The organism is Marinobacter sp. MDS2 (genome assembly GCF_030718085.1).
Taxonomy (GTDB): domain Bacteria; phylum Pseudomonadota; class Gammaproteobacteria; order Pseudomonadales; family Oleiphilaceae; genus Marinobacter.
In genome coordinates, this window is sequence record NZ_JAVAJF010000001.1 from 1,427,537 (window position 1) to 1,444,385 (window position 16,849).

A 16,849-nucleotide genomic window follows, 5' to 3' on the forward strand; every position below is an offset into this window, starting at 1 on the left:
CGAAGCAGAAGCGCCACATGGATGTGCCGAAGGAGCGTTTTTTGGAAGCGCCTCCCCTCTGCCGGTTCATGCTCCCAAACAGCATAACAACAAAAAACCGCCGAGGGCAGAAACCCAAGGCGGTTCAATGACATTCACAAAGAGCCGACCGAAGTCAGCTCTAATGGTCAGGCCTTCTTACGCTGCTTGCGCCAATCCCCGAAGTCCTCAATCAACTTATAGAACAAAGGCACAAAAAACAGCGCCAAGGTACTGGCCGCCAGCATACCGCCAACCACCACCGTACCAATTTCCTGACGACTCACCGCACCCGCCCCGGAACTGAAGGCTAGCGGCAACGACCCCACAATAAAGGTCAACGCCGTCATCATAATCGCCCGGAAACGCTGACGCGCCGCCGCACTGGCCGCCTCAAACGAATTCATTCCCGACTTCCGGTTCTGCGCCGCAAACTCCACAATCAGAATCGCGTTCTTCGCCGCCAGCCCGATCAACACCAATAGCCCTACCTGGAAATAAATATCGTTCGGAAAGCCTCGCCACAAAGACGCCAAAGCCGCCCCAAACACCCCAAACGGAACCGCCGTCGCCACCGCAACCGGCAATCCCCAACGCTCATACTGGGCCGCCAGAATCAGGAACACCAGCAACAAACCCATGCCAAACGCCATGGCTCCAGAGTCGGCAGAATCCTGCAACTGATAGGCTTCACCGGTCCAGCCAACCAACGTATCCCGGTCAAATTGCTCAGCCGCAACCGCCTCCAGCGCTGCCAGCGCCGCACCGGTGGTATAACCCGCGCCGGGATCTGCCAGCAGCTTGGCCGCCGGATACACGTTAAACCGGTTCAGAATATCTGGCCCACTGGTACGCTCCAACTCAACCAGCGAACTGAGCGGAATCATCTCGCCATAATTGGAGCGCACAAACACCTTACGCAAATCCCCCGGATGGCTACGGAACTCGCCTTCCGACTGAAGGTTCACCTGCCAGTTGCGGCCCTCCAGCGTAAAATCGTTCACATACAAACCACCAAAGGTGCTCTGCATCGTGGTAAAGATCTGGTCAATAGGCACACCGGCCGCCTGAGCCTTCTCACGGTCCACGATCGCCTTGTAACGAGGAATACCCGTATCCAGAGTCACCCGCACGTTGGTCAGCTCCGGGCGAGCGTTCGCGGCCTGAGTGAACTTGTCTGCCATCGCTTTGATCTCGGCCGGGGTACGGCCACCGCGAGCCTGAATGTAGCCTTCCACACCACCTGTAGTCGATAAGCCTTGAATCGGTGGCGGCGTAAAGGCAATCACGAACGCTTCCGGCATGCCAAAGCCAATCCCCATGATTTTCTTGGCAATATCGGCCGCTCCCTGACCCTCGGCCTCACGCTCAGCCCAATCTTCAAGCGTCACAAACGCCACACCGCTGTTGGTGCGCAGCGCACTGGATATGATATCGAAACCGGCAAAGGCCACCACGTCTTTCACTTCTGGCAGGCTCTTCATCTTCGCCGCCAATTCATCCCGGGCATCTTCCGTGCGACTCATGGCCGACACCGGGGGCAATGCATAGGCCGCCAGCACAAAGCCCTGATCTTCCTGCGGCACCAAACCCGAAGGCATCTTATTCATCAGGAACACCACACTGCCCAGCATGGCCGCAAACAACAGCACACCCACAACCGCGTGTTTCAGCAGCCAGTCCACCACACCCGAGAAACCGGCTGTTAACTTATCGAAACCGGCATCAAACCAGCGGAACACTGTCAGCTGCTTCGTCTCTTTCCCCAGCAGCATGGCGCACATGGCCGGTGTCAGGGTCAGAGCCACAACGCCGGAAATGACCACCGATACGGCAATGGTGATTGCGAACTGCCGGTACAACTCACCACTGAGCCCGCCCAAAAATGCGACTGGCGCAAACACCGCTACCAGCACCAGCGTGGATGAAACCACCGCGCCGGAAACCTGGCCGATGGTGGTCACCGCGGCGTCGTAGGCGGTCATGCCTTTTTCTTTAATCAGCCGCTCGGCGTTTTCCATAATAATGATGGCGTTATCCACCACCACCCCGATCGCCAGTATTAGCCCGAACAGCGTCAGCAAGTTCACCGAGAAACCCAGCGCCTGCATGCCCGCAAAGGTACCGATCAGCGACACCGGAATGGCCATCAGCGGTATCAGGGTGGCACTGAGGTTTTGCAAGAACAGAAAGGTCACCAGAACGACCAGCACAACCGCCATAATGAAGGTGCTGAACACCTCCTGAATGGAGATGTCGATAAAGCGGGTTGTATCATACGGAACGCTGAACTCTAGCCCTTCCGGGAAACGGTCCGAAATTTCCGCCATGGCCTTGTTCACCGCTTCCGCGGCATCCAGGGCGTTGGCTCCCGGTTGCAGGTAAATCCCCATGGGCACCGTCGCGCTGCCGTTGTAGATCGCCGCAAAGTCGTAGTTCAGAGCGCCCAGTTCAATGCGCGCAACGTCTTTCAGGCGCAGAGAGGCACCCTGCTCATCACTGCGCAAAATCACTTCGCCAAACTCTTCGGGACTGGTCAGGCGGCCGGGGGCCGACACACTGAAAGTGAATGCCTGCCCTTTCGGAGCCGGTTCCGCACCAATTCGACCCGCCGCAAACTGAGCGTTCTGGGCACGCAATGCGTTGGCTACATCGCCCGGGGTCAGCTCGTACTGAGCGAGCTTGTCCGGCCGGAGCCAGATTCGCATCGAGTAATCCTGCGCTCCGAACAACGAGGCGTTACCAATACCCGGCAAACGCACCAATTCATCGAGCACGTTCAACAGGGCGTAGTTGGATATCTCCACCACGTCCATGGAATTATCCGGAGACGACAGGGCAATAACCTGCAGAATCGACGTGGAACGGGCCTCTACTTTCAGGCCTTGGTTGCGAACGGATTGAGGCAGTCGCGCCAGCGCCTGCTGTACCCGGTTGTTGACGTTGATGGTGGCCTGATCCGGATCTGTTCCGATTTCGAACGACACCGAGATCCGGAAACTGCCAGAGTCGGTTGCGCTCGATTCCAGATAGATCATGTCATCCACGCCGTTGATCTCCTGTTCCAGCGGTGCCACCACTGAATCGGAAATCACATCGGCACTGGCGCCGGGGAATCGTCCGTCCACCACGACTTGCGGCGGCACCACGTTCGGGTATTGCTCCACAGGCAATCCGAGCAGCGCCAAGGCACCGCCCAAGGTAATAATGATCGAGATAACCGTCGCGAAAATCGGCCGGTCGATGAATGTGCGCAACATCAGTTCGCACCCTCCCCGGCATTCTCATTCATAATGTTCACCGGTGAACCCGGGCGAAGGTTGGTCAGGCCACTGACGATGAAACGCTCACCGGCGTCCAATCCTTTCAGGATAATCTGGCTGCCATTGGTCACAGGCCCCAACTCAACGCCGCGCGCCTGGGCTTTGCCCTCGCCGTCAACCACGTACACCATCGGTCCTTTGGGGCCCTCTGCAACGGCCGCTTCCGGCACCAGGATCACGTTCTCGAAGCTCTGTAGCTCAACCCGCACCCGTACAAACTGGCCCGGCACAATCACATGCTCCGGATTCGGGAATACGGCCCGCGCCGACACAGATCCGGTGCGCGGGTCGAGCGTGGACGCCGTGAAATCAATCCGGCCTTCTAACGGGTATTCTTCGCCATTTGCCAACACCAACCGGGCGGATACGTCCTGAACCTCATCAGAGCGCGCCATGCCTTCCGCCGCGGCACGGCGAATACTGGCGTCGTTTTCCGGCAACGCGAAACGCACATGAACCGGGTCCAGCTGCACAATCGTCGTCAGTAACGTGCCCGCGTCCACCAGACTGCCTTCTGGCAAATCCTCAAGACTCGTCACACCACTCAGCGGTGCGGTCACTTGAGTGTACCCAAGGTTCAGCTCCGATTTGGTCATACCCGCCTCGGCAACCGCCAAATTAGCCTTGGCCAGCTCCAAAGCCGATTCTGCAGAATCACGATCCCGTTCGCTCACCGCTTTACGCTTGTACAAGGAAGAGATCCGGGCCCATTCCCGTTCTGACTGACGCAAATTTGCTTCGGCAACCTGACGCTGTGCCTTGGCCTGCTGGTATGCCGCCTCGGCTGGCTTAGGGTCGATACGGAACAGAGAATCGCCTTCCCGCACCATTTGCCCTTCGGCATAAAGCCGCTCTTCAAGCACCCCGTTGACTCGTGCCCGCACTTGCACTTCTCGAGCGCCCCGTGCCCGCCCGGCATAGTCCTGGCGAACGGTGGCGTTGCTCAGCTCTGCCGTTGCCACCGTCACCGCGGCCGGAGGGAAACCGCCTCCGCCCTGCTGACCGGCACTGTCTTCACTGCTACAGCCAGCTAACATCAACAACATCGATAAGCTTGCAATAATCAGCCCGGCGCGGGCAGCTGGGCGATGAGATAATTCCATGGTCATGTGCGTTCTCCTGAACACGAGACAAAATCAATCCGGGTAGACAAGCAGGGTAGAACGGCCTGCAAAATTAGCACGCTAACATACATTCATTCGTGTATGTATGTAAACAATTCTCCGCTATACTGACGGTTTATACCGACACTATAGTTACGGGATCATGGCACGGAAAACGAAAGCAGAAGCCGCAGCCACTCGCGAGTCCATTCTCGATGCCGCCGAACAGGTGTTTATCGACAAAGGCGTTGCTCGCGGCTCGCTCGAACAAATTGCTCACACCGCCGGTGTCACCCGCGGTGCAATCTATTGGCACTTCCTCAATAAGCAGGACATTCTCGACGCCATGCTTGAACGGGTGCGCGCGCCCCTAGGGGAAATGCTGGCGAGCGCCCGCGAAGGAGGTGACAACCTTGAGAACCTGAAAGCGGTGTGTATTTTGGCGCTGAGAAAGCTGGCTGAAGACGAACGCTACTTTCGGGTTCACTACATTCTGCTGCACCGCAACGAATCCGATCAGGCGTTGAACCGTCATCGTGAACTGTCCGCCAGTGCCATCAGCCAACTGGTCGAGATTATGGCCCTGGCCGAAAACCGAAAGCGGCTTCGCCCTCACCTGACACCGGAGCAGGCCGCGTATTTGTTACACACACAGATGCTCGGTTTATTTTTCCACTGGTTGACCGCACCCGACCAGTGGCCACTGTATGACATGGCCCCCACACTGGTCGAAACCGTGTTTTACGGCCTGCTCGTGGATAACTAGGACCACATCCAAAGAATTACAGGCACAGCCACGATGACAACCACCACAGAAAGCGGTAGGCCCAACCGCCAATAATCACCAAACCGATAACCGCCCGGCTCCATCACCAAGGCATTGGATTGGTGACCGATGGGTGTCAGAAAGGCACAGGACGTTCCCACGGCAACCCCCATCAACGCGGCATCTGCCGACAACCCCAATTGAACAGACAAACCCAGAGCAATGGGTGCCACCAGTACCGCGGCCGCTGCGTTATTCACGACATTAGACAACACCATAGAGCCGATCAGAATAATGGTGAGCGCCACCCAGTTTGGCTGCCCCTGCGCCACGCCCAGAATTTGTGCGGCAATCAGATCTGCCCCGCCGGTTGCCTCCAGTGCCTGGCCAACCGGAATCATGGCGGCGAGCAACACAATCACAGACCAATCAATCGCCTGGTAGGCTTCGCTTGCATCGAGTAGCTGGAACACCACCATCGCCACCGCACAGCCAACCAAGGCCACTGGCGGCGCCAGCAGGCCCGACAAAACCAGTCCTATGGCACCAAGGAACAAACCACCCGCCAACCAAAGGCTCTTCTGACGCCCCAGTGACAGCTCACGCTCCGCCAAGGGCAGGCAGCCGAGCGTTTGCAGCGTCGTCATCAAGTTACTTTCGTAGGCCTGAACCAGAAGAATATCGCCGGAGCGAAACCGGATGTCCGACACCCGCTGCGTCAAACGGTGTCCCTGACGAGCAATGGCCACCACGTTCAAGCCGTACCGCTCTCGCAGGTTCAAGCGGTTGGTTGTCAGTCCGATGAGCCGGGATGACGGTGTAATCACCGCTTCCATAAGCCGGACATCGCCGGTGGCAATATCGTCCTCCCGCTCCACCCGGGCCTGCTTTATCCGCGCCTGTTTTGCTTCACTATCGTCTTCATCGTTGACTTCGTCGTTGTCTTCAACGGTATTCGCCAACGTTAGCCCGGTTTTTTCGACTAATTCCTGCAGGCTTTCGGTATCCGCCTGCACCAACAAAACATCATCTTCCCTTAGCACCTGGTATGGGGATGGCGCCGGTGAGCTTTGCTCGTTTCGAATGAGGGCCAATACCGCCACACTTTTCTCTTCCTCACCCGAAGTCAGCAGATTATGCAGGGTGCTTCCGGCATAGCCGTTGCCCTCTGGCACCCGGAGCTCGGTCACATAATCTCCCACATTGAATAATGGCTCGTCATCGGCAGGATTGATTCGCCAAGGCGTGAAGCGCCATCCGACCAGCCCGATAAAGACAATCCCGGCAACCGTAATGGCCAGTCCCGCAGGTGCAAAATCAAACAAACCGAAGGAGCCACCCTCGCGGTAGCTGGCAATGATAATATTTGGCGGAGTGCCAATAAGGGTGATGGTGCCTCCCAGCAGCGACCCGAATGCCAGAGGCATCAGCAGGAACGACGGTGAGCGACCAGACTTTCGCGACATCCAGATCGCCACCGGCATCAGCAAAGCCAACGCCCCTACGTTGTTGATAAACGCCGAACACAGGGCCACAACGCCCGTTAACGTCACCACTTGCAGTACCGGGTTGTGACCTATTCTGGCCAGATAACGGGCAATCGCATCAACCACCCCACCGCTGACCAACCCCTGGCTGATCACCAGCACCGCCGCGACGGTGATCACCGCAGGGTGGCCAAATCCGGCAAAAAGATCGCCGGCAGGCACCAGCCCTGCAACCGCGACCGCCAACAACGCCAGCATGGCCACCACATCGAAACGCAGGCGGTTCCATACAAACAGAATCAGCGTGACACCCAGCACTAAAAAGACCGTGCCTTGCTCAACGTTCAATAGCGCACTCCTTTTTCCGGCCTTCTTGCAGCATACAACAAAGCGCCAAAAACGAGAGATTCGCACCCAAAACGTCAAGCATTTATACACCTTCCGATACCGCGCTAATCGGCTGCACTTGCAACCCGCTGTATCAAATTGGTTAACCGCCATCTGGCACGCAATCTGCCCAATGTCGTTATAGGCGGGATAGTTACAGCGACAGATATCTGTCGTAGCGGGTCACACAGGATAGTGGCCGGAGCTTGAGCCGTACCGGCGAAGCAGTCTTCCCCTGCACGACTGGCAGTCCTATTTCCAAGGCATGCTCCGGCGGAGAATCGTCCTTATGGAAAAGCGACCGCTTGTTTGGTTATCAGCGGCACACAGCAGCGCGCCCATTCGGGGCATGCTAGAAACACTCTGGAGCCTGATCGATTTTGATTTTGGCCAACCGCTTTCGCTGTTTCCGAACATTCCCGATGCTGCCAAAGTAGGCGTACTGGCGCTCCCTGAAAATGTCGAAGCTGACCTGCCTCAGCTGGAAAAGTGGCTTGAGGCCCTCGGCATGATCTACTGGGTCGCCATTGCCCCTCAAAAGCCACATAACCGAACCGCCACCGCCACCGCCAACCTGATCGTTCGCTATTGTTCTGATTTTCACACCCAACCGGTGGACGGCGAACGCTTGAACACTGTGCTCGGCCATCTTTGGGGCATGGCATCCATAAAAGAAGCCAGCAGCCATGCCAATCTGCATGACTACGGCGACCTGGCGCTGCTTGGGAGCTCGTCGGCCATTCAAAACGTGCACGGTCTTTTACGGCGTTTCTCAGCCACACTGGAGCCGGTTCTGATTACGGGTGAAAGCAGCACGGGCAAAGACGCAAGCGCCCGGTTCATCCACAACAACTCCATACGCGCCAACGGGCCACTGATCTTTGTTAATTGCGCTGCCCTGCCCAGCACCCTTACCCAAAGCGAACTGTTCGGCTATGAAAAAGGGGCGTTCACCAGCGCACAACAGTCTCATCCGGGCCGACTAGAACAGGCAAACGGCGGCACTCTGGTGTTTTCTGGCATCAACGAGCTGCACCTCGAGCAGCAATCCGCATTGCTGCGCTTTCTGCAAGAAGGCGAGGTTCAGCGAGTGGGCAGCAATACCCGCATTTCGGCAAACGGCCGGGTGATTGCAACAACCACCCAACCCTTGCAAGAACTGGTGGCCGTAGGGTTATTTCGGAGTGATGTGTATTTTCGCCTGGGCAACCTTGAGGTCATCCTCCCGCCACTAAGGGAGCGTTGCGAGGACATTCCCACTCTCGCTCACGCCCTGCTTGACGCATCGCTCCCGGGCATGGAGCAAAAGCGCCTCAGCAGCGCCGCCATGCATTGCTTAATTAACCATTCCTGGCCCGGCAACCTGCAAGAGCTGCAAAACCGTTTGCGTCGTGGTGTCTTGCTTAGTGAGCGACCCAAAATCGAACCCGGCGATTTGGGGCTACGCCCCCCGGGCGCCGGCCGCGCGCAGCCGTCTAACCTGAGCCTTCAGGCGTTTCGAGATCAGGCCGACCACCAAGCACTCCTGTGCAGTCTTCGTTTGTCGAACAACAACCTGTCTGAGGCCGCGCGGGTTCTGAAAATATCTCGTGCGTCCTTCTACCGTCTGCTTGAAAAGCACACCGACCACTCATCCAGCAAGAACGCTCATCAAAAGCCGGCCTCCAAGGGAGACACCACATGAAACGCAAAACCGGATACCTACTCGCGCTCAGCCTCTGCCTTTCACCGGCAAACGCCCTTGCAAAGCCCGAGCACCAAATGCGCCCCGGCGCGGTCAGTGAAGCCAGACAAAAAGCCGCAGAGGCAAAGGAACATGCTTCGGATATTGCCTCGATCACTGCCGACCGAGGCATCGTCACCAAACCCGGCCGGTTTATCATCGAACCCGCCATCTCTCATGCCCACAGCAACTCCACGCTGGTTGCGATAGAAGGCTACACCGTTATACCTGCCCTGCTGATTGGCCTGATCAACATTTCCGAGGTTCAACGGGATATCTTCGTGGGAGCGGTCTCGTTCAAATATGGCTTTACCAGTCGCCTGGAAACGTCTTTGCGCATTCCATACTTAAACATCAACGAAGACATCCGAGAGCGCGAAGTGTTTGAAGGTACGCCCGTTGATACCCTTAGAGAATCTTCGGGCAAGGGGCTGGGCGACATCGAACTTGCTGTGCGCTACCAACTCAACGATGGTCTCGAAGGATGGCCCTATGTCATTGGCTCGCTCAGAGTCAAAGCGCCCACCGGTGACAGCCCTTACGATGTTGATCAGGAGGTCATTACTGACAGTCAGGGCAACCCGATCGGCGTTGAACTTGCTGATCGCCCCACCGGCTCGGGTTTTTGGTCGCTCGAACCGGGCTTGTCGTTTATTTATCCTTCAGACCCGGCGGTTCTGTACGGCAACGTGAGTTATGTGTACACCCTGAAAGACGACAAAGGTTTTGAGAACGGAAACACCATCGATCCGGGGGACGTTCTGCGTTTTGGTTTCGGCATGGGGTTCGCGTTTAACGAACGTACCTCGTTCAGTATTGGCTATGACCAGTCGATCATTGGAGACACTTCATACGAACGTGACGTTGACCTGTTTGCCGCCAACTTTGACCGCATTCAGATTGGGTCACTGTCGTTCGGGCTTTCGCAAAGAGTGAGGTCAAACGCCACCCTGAGTCTTACGGTCAATATTGGCGTTACGGAAACCGCGCCCGACACTGAAATCACCTTAAAACTGCCAATCAGCCTCTAGCACCGCTTGAAGCTGTTTCGCCCCGGAAAACTAACGCCCTAAAAACGGAAGGGCCGGGTTCTTCACGTGATCAGGAAGGCCATAGCCGCCACCCAGATTTCTTAATTCGATATTAAGCTGACGCACATTCTGAATAACTGAGCCATTCAGATCATTCTGGATTAACGTCAGCCAACCTCCCGAAGCCGAGGATGCAGATACCAGTGCCTGCCCGCTCTGAGTGGAATCCATCAGGCCGAGCATGGTCTCGACTTGGTGCGGCACCACGCTGCCGCTCCCCATTTGGTTGAGGTTGGGAATCGTCAAACGGTTCACCGCAAGGGTATCTCCATTCACCGAAATAACCTGCTCAAGCCCGATCGAAATCTCAAGGTTGTCGAGAATGAAGCCGCCACGTTGCCCGGCAAGCTCGAAATCGGTCAACGGTTGTGCAATGAACAGGCTTTCCGCGCTGGCAGCCAAGGACCCCGTAGCTAATCCGGCAACAAACCCGACCATCAAAAATCCGTGTCGCCTTTTCATGGTGCTACCACTCCCTAGTTGATGGCCAATAAGGCAAGGTGTGGCCAAGTGACGGACCGTCCTGTCCTTTTTCAAGGGGCGCCCGAACCACCTGGGGCCAGTCTCCCGCCGCCAGGAAGGTGCTGCGCCCTTGTTTGACATGGCTACGGATAACAAACGCCGCACCATCCCAGTAACCTTCAAATTCAGCCCGAGGATAAGCTTTTAAACCACGAGCAGGATCACCCACTAGCACCTCATCGTCGCTGATTCCTTTAATGACAACAAAGTGACGGAAGCCCTCAAGGTTCATCAGCACAATCACCGGCAAACTCACTTGTTCCCGTATACCGGCTAGAGGCATGCGAAAACCGTCGGCCTGATAGCCTTTCGATGCCAGAAACCGTTTCATATCCAGCATCGAGAAACCGTCTTTGCGCACCTTCGCCGGATCCGCCAACTCGAACATGCCGGAGAACACTTCCTGTTCCGAAACCTCGTGGCTGTAATGGTAGGAAAGCAATGAGGCAACAGCGGCCGAACCACAACTAAAGTCATACTGCTGTTGCATCACCGAGCTGAAGCGCTGTTCTTTGAAGCTGCTTACCTGAACCTGCAAGCCACCCGCCAGCCCTGGCAAGGTAACCGTGCCGGCAAACGCGGTGGACCAAAGAACCACAGTGCTGGCTAAACTTACGACAAGCAGCTGCTTAACCATGGCCCACCTCCTGTCAGCGGTTGATCAGAATGTTCACCTGAGTACTGTCCTGGATCACCACTTGGTTTCCGCTATTCTGGATCACCGTTGCGATACCGGTCATGTTGTCGAAGGCGTGGTCGGAAATGCTGTTTGCTCCGGTCACCACATTGCCTTGGAGACGGTTGCCAGTCACCGTCGCCATCTGGTCTGTCTCGTTAAACTGCAACTGTAACGGAACACCCTGACGGCCACTGGTCTCAGCTAACTGATCCGGCGACAGAGGCTCTACGTTCAGGAATCCCTCTGCATGAACCAAACCGCACCCTGCCAATGCCAGTACACAGATCACCCTTTTGATGTATCCCATGACGGTTCCTCCCGGAACGCACGGTCGCACCGTTATTCCGGTGCGACCGGTCCTCCTCAGTTACCGCCGGTGGTCAGGTTAGACATCACGCTGACGTTCGCCTGCGTGACACTGCCATGCCCGGTGTTCTGGGAAATTGCGCCTACACCGGTAAAGTTAGCGGAACCACCGGAGATTTCATTGTGGTTCATAACGTCAGTGTAAGAGCCTTCACCATTGGCGTCGCCATAGGTAACGCTGGTGCCGCTCACTGTACCTGCCAGGTCCGCGTTGTTCAGGAACACATGCAGGTTCAGGTTTGCAGTGCTGTTGTCGGAGTTATCGGAGTTATTCGAATTGTCGTTGTTGCTGTTAGCGACGTTATTCGAGTTATTGGTACTGTTATCAGAGTTATCAGAGTTGTCTGAATTATCAGAGTTATCGGAATTGTCGGAATTATCCGAGTTGTCCGAATTATCTGAGTTGTCGTTATTGCTGTCTGCTACGTTGTTGGAGTTACGGGTACTGTTATCCGAGTTGTCAGAGTTATCGGAATTATCCGAGTTGTCTGAACTGTCGTTATTGCTGTTCGCGGTGTTGTTCGAATTGTTGGTGCTGTTGTTCGAACTGTCTGAGTTGTCAGAGTTATCTGAATTGTCTGAGTTGTCTGAGTTGTCTGAGTTATCCGACGCATCCGAGTTGTCCGAATTGTCATTACCGCTGTCGGCGATCTTGAACGAATCGGTCACATTGGTGCTGTTGTCCGAGCTGTCGGAATTGTCAGAGTTATCCGAATTGTCGGAGTTGTCTGAATTATCCGAATTATCCGAGTTATCCGACATATCATTACCACTGTCAGCAACCTTGAACGAATCGGTCGCAGTGGCGCTGTTATCGGAGTTATTCGAGTTGTCTGAATTATCCGAGTTATCGGAGTTGTCCGAGTTATTCGAAGCATCGGAGTTGTCCGAGTTGTCATTGCCGCTGTCCGCTATTTTGAACGAGTCAGTGGCAGTGGCACTGTTGTCCGAGTTATTCGAATTATCGGAATTGTCGGAATTATTCGAATTGTCGGAGTTGTCGGAATTATCCGAGTTGTTTGAGCTGTCCGGGTAATTCGAGTTATCATTGCCCGAATTGGTATTTCCGGAATTGTCATTGTTAGCCGTCGCGTTATCGACAGCGTTGGTGTTCGGGTCACCGTCCCCACCCACATCTGCATAGGCCACACCTGACAGGCCCAGACCTAATGCAACAGCAATCGCTAGCAAGCTTTTTTGAGTTTTCATGATATCGCTTCCTTCTAACATCATTGCACTTCTCTTTTTGGCCCGTCCCGCTCGACTACCGTTTACTGCTATCTGAATAGGTCAGACCCTCGGAAACACAGTAGCGATTAACGTGCCACATCGTTAGAAAACAAGCTCAACCATCTGATTTTAAATAACAAAAATAGAGTATGGGCGAACAGTTAAGCTTCACCCCCCCGCAAAAACTGTTTCAGATCTGGTACAACAACACCGCACAAGTCAGCGCTACAATGAAATACCCTCTAACTTTCAGGGCGTTACCTTTTAAACACTTGTCAGCCTTCCTTACGCTACTCCAGACACAAAAAAAGCGGCCCCGTTTCCGGGGCCGCCTTTAAACACTTTTTAGATCGTCGAGATTAGATGTTCTCGAACTGACCCATAGTGTTGTCTTTACCGCCAGCCTTCAGCGCAGCTTCACCTGCGAAGAATTCTTTGTGGTCGTCACCGATGTTAGAACCAGCCATGTCCTGGTGCTTAACAGTGGCGATGCCCTGACGGATTTCCTTACGCTGTACACCCGCGACGTAGGCGAGCATGCCTTCGTCACCGAAGTAGCCTTTCGCCAGGTTGTCAGTAGACAGTGCCGCAGTGTGGTAAGTCGGCAGAGTGATCAAGTGATGGAACACACCCGCTTCACGTGACGCGTCACGCTGGAAGTTACGAGTCCACTCGTCAGCCAGCTCAGCCAGCTCGGTGCCATCGTAGTCAGCGCTCATCAGACGGTCGCGATCGTAGGCAGATACGTCTTTACCTTCTTCCTTCATGGCGTCGAACACCTGCTGACGGAAGTTCAGAGTCCAGTTGAAGGACGGGCTGTTGTTGTAAACCAGCTTGGCATCGGGAACAACTTCCTTGATGCGGTTTACCATGCCAGCGATCTGACCAACGTGAGGCTTCTCGGTTTCGATCCACAGCATGTCTGCGCCGTTCTGCAGGGAAGTGATGCAGTCCAGAACAACACGGTCTTCACCAGAACCCGGCTTGAACTGGAACAGGCCAGAAGCCAGACGCTTCGGCTTCAGCAGCTTGCCGTTAGACTTGATAACAACGTCGCCGTTCTCGATCTGAGAAGCGTCTTCGATGTATTCGCCGTCCAGGAAGCTGTTGTACTGGTCGCCCAGGTCACCCGGCTCGTTGGTTACAGCGATCTGCTTGGTCAGGCCAGCACCCAGAGAGTCGGTACGAGCAACGATAACACCGTCGTCTACACCCAGCTCAAGGAACGCCAGACGAACAGCGTTGATCTTGGACAGGAAGTCGGCGTGAGGAACGGTTACTTTACCGTCCTGGTGGCCACACTGCTTCTCGTCAGAAACCTGGTTTTCGATCTGGATGCAGCACGCACCGGCTTCGATCATCTGCTTGGCCAACAGGTAAGTCGCTTCAGCGTTACCGAAACCAGCGTCGATGTCAGCAATGATCGGTACAACGTGAGTTTCGTGGTTGTCGATCTGCTTGATCAGCTCTTCAGCTTTCGCAGTGTCGCCAGCTTTTTCAGCGGCTTCCAGGTCACGGAACAAGTGGTTCAGTTCCCAGGCATCAGCTTGACGCAGGAAGGTGTACAGCTCTTCGATCAGGCCAGATACAGAAGTCTTCTCGTGCATGGACTGGTCAGGCAGAGGACCGAACTCCGAACGCAGAGCGGCAACCATCCAGCCAGACAGGTACAGGTAACGACGCTTGGTGCTACCGAAGTGCTTCTTGATAGAGATCAGCTTCTGCTGACCAATGAAACCGTGCCAGCAACCCAGAGACTGAGTGTACTTGGAAGTGTCGGCATCGTAAGCGGCCATGTCTTCACGCATGATCTTCGCGGTGTACTTAGCGATGTCCAGACCAGTCTTGAATTTGTTCTGGGCGCGCATGCGGGCAGCGTGCTTAGGGTTGATGGCGTTCCAAGTCGGGTTTTGCTTGACGATGGAAGCGATCTGATCAACGTCTTGTGAGTAGGGCATGATCTCTATCCTTTCTACGTTTGTGTTCAAAAGGTAAGGGCTAGTGCTGCCAGGCACCAACCGTTGCCAACCTGTCCCTGGAAAACGGGTGACGGTTGACGTTGGACGACACTTTACTGCGTCCAATCTTATAATTGAAATTTATATTATGTATTTCCAGCATTTTTCTGGTGAATGGCGCCCTGAACCACTTTTACCTCAAACACTTGCACTTCTCATACACTCACGAATGAATGGAGCCCTACTCAGGCTCGACACATCACAAGAAGCTGATCGCCCTTCCGAAGATCCAGGTATTGCTTCCGCGGCAGGTTCATTTGCAGGTGGCGGCCACGGTCATCCGCAGCTTCGCGGCGAACGCCCAGCGCGACTTCTCCTCTGGTCGCCAGCGTTTTCTCGAGAAACTGAAAATCCGCACTGGCAGGCAGGGGGTAATCTTCAGGATCACGGAACTGAATTTCAGCGCCACCCACGGTAAACAGCTCGTCGAGCACCACCCTCAGCTCCCTGCGCAACGCGACTTGCGCCAGAACATGGCTCAGAATCATCGGGCTGATCAGCATCTCGCTCTGATGACCGTAGATCAGGTGACGGTTGTCCGGATCACTTAATTCAAGCATGACTTGCGGCCTGACCGGCGCCTCCGAAAGCACATCTTCCAGTTGCAGATAGCCCACCATCGCACGCGCATCAGCTTCTTCGTCCGAGCCAATCCGGTCGCTGCTTAACAACATCACGGTATGGTAGGAAGCCGGGTCAAGCTTTCGGAGTTCGTCTTCCACCATGTAGTCGGCCTCCAGCAAACGTCCGTTCACGCTGGCCAGATCAACACCGTAGCCGGACATCTCGCGTTGCCGATCTTGCAGGGGGGTAGCCGACACCATATCCAACTCGAACTCCCGGTCAGAGTAGCTGCCGAACTCTTCCGCCAAACCCGGCACCCGGCGGTTCCAGCCCAGCACCAACACTCGATGCTTGCCTCTTGCCACGGGAATACTGGTTTGGGCCGGCATGCGTTCGACGCGCGGCAACGGTTCCAGTTTCGGATCCGGGCCTGTATGCGCATAATCTCCCGCAAGCAGCACCACCCGGTCGTCATTTCGGATAACGGTATCAGAGGGCGCCAGCAGATTGACCGTCCAACCGCCAGCCTGAGCCGGATGCAACAGCCCCAACACAATCGCATTTGGCCTTTGCGAGGCCAGCTCACCCAGCGTTAGCCCCTCGGCAGTTTCACCACCACGGACGAAAATCTCGCTGCCCTCACCGGCCGTCAGAAGCTCGTTATACACTTCTGAAAGATTCGGATGCAGGACGTTTTGCACCATCAAGCGGCTGATGGTGGAATCACCCGCAACCACCTCAACAGCCCCGGGATAGGCCCGTTCGATCACTGATAATTTCCGCATGTCCTGAATTTCGGCCACCACAAACGGCAGCGACACTCCGAAATGGCGAGCCTGGGCCGCAATCGACAACAACGCTTTGACGGTTTCCACATCGGAAGTCACCGGGCTATCTGCATCGTAACCCTGGCTCGGCACAATCACCGCGGCCGCATCCAGGCAGGCTACCCGGTGCAAGGCATCCGGCTGAATCGCCGAGCCACTGCGCAGAATCACCTCGCGGGCACGGCGGCCCACACCCGGCTCGTTACGCAGTTCGTATACTTGTTCAACGCTGGCCTGTGCCGCCAGCACCACAAGCCGCAAGCGCTGAGTATCGTGTTTCTCCAGGAAACGCCGCATCCGCCCCGATGAGCCGAACAGCTCGGCCACAAGAGGCGGGGTTTGCGCGGTCCAGCCGAGCACCACCACATGGTTTCTCAGCGTGACGGGCGTAAGACCCAGCTCCAGATCGGTCATTTTGGCAATCAACCAGCGGGTCAGAATCGCCACCAGCGTACCCATGAACACCACATAACCCAGGATGGTCAGTAGCGTTGAAACAATACGCTGCCAGGTACCCACATCATCACCCAGATACCCCGGATCGGTCAGGCGCAGAAACGCCCACCAGATCGCGGCCCCCGGATCCTCGAACTCCCCCCCTTGAGGGACTACCAACAGGCCGCCAATTAGCGAGATCAGGCCGATAAAAAGCCCGACCACCAATAGCTGAAAACCTGCGCCTTTAAGTAATTGGCGCTCTAGAACAAATTTGACTCGATCGATAATTCGAAATGGCAGCATGATG

At 55.6% G+C, this 16,849-nt stretch carries 12 protein-coding genes; 3 read left to right on the forward strand and 9 right to left on the reverse strand.

What is annotated here, in order from left to right:
* Positions 1 to 167 precede the first annotated feature (167 nt).
* Together Q9245_RS06815 and Q9245_RS06820 are read right to left on the reverse strand one after the other, a co-directional pair.
* A complete protein-coding gene (locus Q9245_RS06815) occupies positions 168 to 3,278 on the reverse strand; it encodes an efflux RND transporter permease subunit (protein ID WP_305896419.1) in 3,111 nt (1,036 codons plus the stop codon).
* Positions 3,278 to 4,450 carry an efflux RND transporter periplasmic adaptor subunit gene (locus tag Q9245_RS06820; RefSeq protein ID WP_305896420.1) on the reverse strand — a complete coding sequence of 391 codons (1,173 nt, stop codon included), beginning with the start codon at positions 4,448 to 4,450 and terminating at the stop codon, positions 3,278 to 3,280. The genes Q9245_RS06815 and Q9245_RS06820 overlap by 1 nt, the downstream gene beginning before the upstream one ends.
* Positions 4,451 to 4,607: 157 nt before the next feature.
* Between Q9245_RS06820 and Q9245_RS06825 the strand changes: the two genes are divergently transcribed.
* A complete protein-coding gene (locus Q9245_RS06825; RefSeq protein WP_305896421.1) occupies positions 4,608 to 5,210 on the forward strand; it encodes a TetR family transcriptional regulator in 603 nt (200 codons plus the stop codon).
* On the opposite strand, the gene Q9245_RS06830 is transcribed toward Q9245_RS06825, so the two are convergent.
* Complete coding sequence (locus tag Q9245_RS06830; RefSeq protein ID WP_305896422.1) at positions 5,207 to 7,045, reverse strand: SLC13 family permease; 1,839 nt, start codon at positions 7,043 to 7,045, stop codon at positions 5,207 to 5,209. The two genes, Q9245_RS06825 and Q9245_RS06830, sit on opposite strands and share 4 nt — an antisense overlap.
* A gap of 328 nt (positions 7,046 to 7,373) precedes the next feature.
* Between Q9245_RS06830 and Q9245_RS06835 the strand changes: the two genes are divergently transcribed.
* Positions 7,374 to 8,768, forward strand: a complete 1,395-nt coding sequence (locus Q9245_RS06835) for a sigma-54 dependent transcriptional regulator (RefSeq protein WP_305896423.1) — start codon at positions 7,374 to 7,376, stop codon at positions 8,766 to 8,768.
* On the forward strand, positions 8,765 to 9,838 hold the full coding sequence (locus Q9245_RS06840; RefSeq protein WP_305896424.1) for a transporter: 1,074 nt from the start codon (positions 8,765 to 8,767) through the stop codon (positions 9,836 to 9,838). The genes Q9245_RS06835 and Q9245_RS06840 overlap by 4 nt, the downstream gene beginning before the upstream one ends.
* Positions 9,839 to 9,868: 30 nt before the next feature.
* On the opposite strand, the gene Q9245_RS06845 is transcribed toward Q9245_RS06840, so the two are convergent.
* From Q9245_RS06845 to Q9245_RS06870, 6 genes are all read right to left on the reverse strand, one after another.
* Positions 9,869 to 10,360: a hypothetical protein gene (locus Q9245_RS06845; protein ID WP_305896425.1), complete on the reverse strand. Its 492-nt coding sequence runs from the start codon at positions 10,358 to 10,360 to the stop codon at positions 9,869 to 9,871.
* Positions 10,361 to 10,364: 4 nt separating this feature from the next.
* The gene (locus Q9245_RS06850) at positions 10,365 to 11,057 is read right to left on the reverse strand and encodes a C39 family peptidase (protein ID WP_305896426.1); all 693 of its coding nucleotides are present in this window, start codon (positions 11,055 to 11,057) and stop codon (positions 10,365 to 10,367) included.
* A gap of 13 nt (positions 11,058 to 11,070) precedes the next feature.
* The gene (locus tag Q9245_RS06855) at positions 11,071 to 11,406 is read right to left on the reverse strand and encodes a hypothetical protein (RefSeq protein ID WP_305896427.1); all 336 of its coding nucleotides are present in this window, start codon (positions 11,404 to 11,406) and stop codon (positions 11,071 to 11,073) included.
* 56 nt (positions 11,407 to 11,462) lie between these two features.
* The gene (locus tag Q9245_RS06860; protein ID WP_305896428.1) at positions 11,463 to 12,674 is read right to left on the reverse strand and encodes a hypothetical protein; all 1,212 of its coding nucleotides are present in this window, start codon (positions 12,672 to 12,674) and stop codon (positions 11,463 to 11,465) included.
* 380 nt (positions 12,675 to 13,054) lie between these two features.
* Positions 13,055 to 14,653, reverse strand: a complete 1,599-nt coding sequence (locus Q9245_RS06865; protein ID WP_305896429.1) for an isocitrate lyase — start codon at positions 14,651 to 14,653, stop codon at positions 13,055 to 13,057.
* A 245-nt stretch (positions 14,654 to 14,898) separates the two neighbouring features.
* The gene (locus tag Q9245_RS06870; RefSeq protein WP_305896430.1) at positions 14,899 to 16,845 is read right to left on the reverse strand and encodes an ion channel DMI1; all 1,947 of its coding nucleotides are present in this window, start codon (positions 16,843 to 16,845) and stop codon (positions 14,899 to 14,901) included.
* Positions 16,846 to 16,849 lie beyond the last annotated feature (4 nt).

Excerpts from the sequence above, each read along its gene's own strand:
- Q9245_RS06860 (WP_305896428.1), bottom strand. The coding sequence starts at position 12,674 with ATGAAAACTCAAAAAAGCTTGCTAGCGATTGCTGTTGCATTAGGTCTG.
- Q9245_RS06865 (WP_305896429.1), bottom strand. The coding sequence starts at position 14,653 with ATGCCCTACTCACAAGACGTTGATCAGATCGCTTCCATCGTCAAGCAA.
- Q9245_RS06835 (WP_305896423.1), top strand. The coding sequence starts at position 7,374 with ATGGAAAAGCGACCGCTTGTTTGGTTATCAGCGGCACACAGCAGCGCG.
- Q9245_RS06825 (WP_305896421.1), top strand. The coding sequence starts at position 4,608 with ATGGCACGGAAAACGAAAGCAGAAGCCGCAGCCACTCGCGAGTCCATT.
- Q9245_RS06855 (WP_305896427.1), bottom strand. The coding sequence starts at position 11,406 with ATGGGATACATCAAAAGGGTGATCTGTGTACTGGCATTGGCAGGGTGC.
- Q9245_RS06840 (WP_305896424.1), top strand. The coding sequence starts at position 8,765 with ATGAAACGCAAAACCGGATACCTACTCGCGCTCAGCCTCTGCCTTTCA.
- Q9245_RS06870 (WP_305896430.1), bottom strand. The coding sequence starts at position 16,845 with ATGCTGCCATTTCGAATTATCGATCGAGTCAAATTTGTTCTAGAGCGC.
- Q9245_RS06845 (WP_305896425.1), bottom strand. The coding sequence starts at position 10,360 with ATGAAAAGGCGACACGGATTTTTGATGGTCGGGTTTGTTGCCGGATTA.
- Q9245_RS06820 (WP_305896420.1), bottom strand. The coding sequence starts at position 4,450 with ATGACCATGGAATTATCTCATCGCCCAGCTGCCCGCGCCGGGCTGATT.
- Q9245_RS06815 (WP_305896419.1), bottom strand. The coding sequence starts at position 3,278 with ATGTTGCGCACATTCATCGACCGGCCGATTTTCGCGACGGTTATCTCG.
- Q9245_RS06850 (WP_305896426.1), bottom strand. The coding sequence starts at position 11,057 with ATGGTTAAGCAGCTGCTTGTCGTAAGTTTAGCCAGCACTGTGGTTCTT.